We start from the raw sequence: 1,034 nt of genomic DNA on the forward strand, positions 1-1,034 counted from the left end.
TTCACGTTGTCACCAGGCATTACCATCTCAACGCCTTCTGGCAGTTCGATAGTACCGGTCACGTCAGTTGTACGGAAGTAGAACTGTGGACGGTAGCCTTTGAAGAATGGAGTATGACGACCACCTTCATCTTTGCTCAGGATGTACACTTCAGAATCAAACTTGGTGTGTGGTTTGATTGAACCTGGTTTAGCCAGAACCTGACCACGTTCGATGTCTTCACGTTTGATACCACGCAGCAGAACACCAACGTTCTCACCAGCACGGCCTTCGTCCAGCAGTTTGCGGAACATTTCAACGCCAGTACAAGTAGACTTAACAGTGTCCTTGATACCTACGATTTCAACTTCTTCGCCAACTTTAACGATACCGCGCTCTACACGACCGGTAACAACTGTACCACGACCGGAGATGGAGAATACGTCTTCGATTGGCAGCAGGAATGGCTTATCGATAGCACGCTCTGGCAATGGAATGTAGCTGTCCAGTGCTTCTGCCAGTTCGATGATTTTCGCTTCCCAAGTTGCATCGCCTTCCAGTGCTTTCAGCGCTGAACCTTTGATGACCGGGATGTCGTCGCCTGGGAATTCGTAAGCAGACAGAAGTTCACGAACTTCCATTTCTACCAGTTCCAGCAGCTCTTCATCATCAACCATGTCGCATTTGTTCATGAACACGATCATGTATGGAACGCCAACCTGGCGACCCAGCAGGATGTGCTCACGAGTCTGAGGCATAGGGCCGTCAGTTGCAGCAACAACCAGGATAGCGCCGTCCATCTGAGCAGCACCGGTGATCATGTTTTTCACGTAGTCGGCGTGCCCTGGGCAGTCAACGTGCGCGTAGTGACGAGTCGGGGTGTCATATTCAACGTGGGAAGTGTTGATGGTGATACCACGAGCTTTTTCTTCTGGTGCGTTATCGATCTGGTCGAATGCGCGTGCAGAACCGCCGTAGGTTTTAGCCAGAACGGTAGTGATTGCTGCAGTCAGGGTAGTTTTACCGTGGTCGACGTGGCCGATAGTACCAACGTT

The 1,034-nt window shown here is 50.9% G+C and carries 1 protein-coding gene; it reads right to left on the minus strand.

Annotated elements, in window-relative coordinates; genetic code table 11:
- A partial coding sequence (tuf, locus tag ACJY2G_RS25490) for an elongation factor Tu (protein WP_430321001.1) occupies window positions 1–1,034 on the minus strand: 1,034 nt, incomplete at both ends.

It is taken from the genome of Rahnella sp. ATs2, from assembly GCF_051851855.1.
GTDB classification, from domain to species: Bacteria; Pseudomonadota; Gammaproteobacteria; order Enterobacterales; family Enterobacteriaceae; genus Rahnella; species Rahnella variigena.